This window comes from Bacteroides cellulosilyticus DSM 14838 (genome assembly GCF_000158035.1).
In the GTDB taxonomy this organism is placed as follows: Bacteria; Bacteroidota; Bacteroidia; order Bacteroidales; family Bacteroidaceae; genus Bacteroides; species Bacteroides cellulosilyticus.
Window position 1 is genome coordinate 1 of sequence record NZ_EQ973542.1, and the last position, 1,926, is coordinate 1,926.

Genomic DNA, 1,926 nt, shown 5'->3' on the forward strand with positions numbered 1-1,926 from the left:
AGATACTGACCTGACAATCATATCCTTGAAAGACAAAGTATACCCCTTTTATGTAAAGGTCTGCTATAAAGCCTATCAGGATGTGGATATCATAGAAACATGGACCGAACTCAGCCATCAGGAGAAAAAAAACGTGACACTCAATCAGTTTGCTTCCGCTTATCTGCCCATCCGGCGGGGAAATGTATGGTTGTCTCATCTTTACGGAGCCTGGGCCAATGAAGGGCGCTTGTTGCAAGAGCCTTTGGAGCCGGGGATGAAAGTCATAAAGAACAGAGATGGAGTACGCAATTCACATACGGCACATGCTGAGGTCATGTTTTCGCTTGATGGACAACCTGTTGAGAATAGCGGGCGTGTCATTGGTGCGGCATTGTGTTATAGTGGGAACTACAAATTGCGCATCGACACGGACGACAGTGAATACCATCATTTTTATGCCGGTATCAATGAAGACAATTCGACATATCACCTGAAACCGGGTGAAGTGTTCAGGACTCCTGAATTGGCTTTGACTTACAGTGATGAAGGATTGAGTGGGAGTAGCCGTAATTTTCACCGCTGGGCCAGACTACATAAACTGGCCAACGGGACAAAGCTCCGCAAGATACTCCTGAACAGTTGGGAAGGAGTTTATTTCAAGATCAATGAGACTGGAATGAGTCAGATGATGTCAGATATCGCCTCTTTGGGCGGTGAATTGTTTGTGATGGACGATGGCTGGTTCGGTGACAAGTATCCACGCAGAACAGACCGGTCTTCTTTGGGAGATTGGGTCGTTGATAAGGAAAAACTGCCTTCGGGTATCGGGGGATTGATTGATGAGGCTAAGAAACAGGGCATTAAGTTCGGCATCTGGATTGAACCGGAAATGGTGAATACCACCAGTGAACTGTATGAAAAACATCCGGACTGGGTGATCCGGGCTCCCGGGTATGAATTGGTTGCAGGCCGAGGTGGAACGCAGGTGGTGCTCGACTTGTCTAATCCCAAGGTGCAGGATTTTATTTTTGGTATAGTGGATAATCTGATGACAAAACATCCGGAGATAGATTACATCAAATGGGATGCGAATATGCCTATCATGAATCATGGCTCCGGTTATCTGGGTAAGGGAGAGCAGAGCCATCTGTATATAGCCTACCATCGGGGCTTCGAGTCAATCTGTAAGCGTATACGCAGCAAATATCCCGACCTGACCATCCAGGCCTGCGCTCAGGGCGGTGGCAGGGCGAACTATGGAGTACTACCCTATTTTGACGAGTTCTGGGTGAGCGATAATACCGATGCTTTGCAACGTGTGTATATGCAGTGGGGAACTTCTTATTTCTTTCCGGCCATGGCAATGGCTTCGCATATCAGCGCTACCCCTAATCATCAGACTTTCCGTACTATTCCACTGAAATTCCGTATTGATGTGGCTATGAGCGGACGTTTGGGAATGGAAATACAGCCCAAGGATATGACCGGTGAAGAAAAGGAACTTTGCAGGAAAGCCATAGCCGAGTATAAGGAAATACGTCCGGTAGTTCAATTGGGAGATATTTATAGGCTGGTATCACCTTATGATAAGTTGGGCGTAGCCTCGTTGATGTACACATCTCCGGAAAAAGATAAGGCTGTTTTTTATTGGTGGAAGACTGAACATTTCCGCAACCAACATTTACCGCGTGTGAAGATGGCGGGATTGAATCCGCAAGGTAACTATCGTATCCGTGAACTGAACCGCATTGATAATCAGCCGTTAATCTTTGAAGGACAGATATTCAGTGGAGCATACTTAATGGCAAACGGTCTGGAAATTCCTTACGATCATTTGGTGGATAGAAACAAGAAAAGTGATTATTCCAGCAGAATACTTTATCTGTTGGAAGTGAGCGTTTCAGATGTGAACAAATAACGTAAGTTTGGTACGCATCACTTTTT

1 protein-coding gene is annotated in these 1,926 nt (G+C 45.8%); it reads left to right on the forward strand.

Going from position 1 to position 1,926, the window contains the following annotated elements:
- Positions 1–1,900: alpha-galactosidase (locus tag BACCELL_RS25580; RefSeq protein ID WP_007215094.1), on the forward strand; the 1,900-nt coding region annotated here is incomplete at its 5' end.
- Between the last annotated feature and the right edge of the window lie 26 nt (positions 1,901–1,926).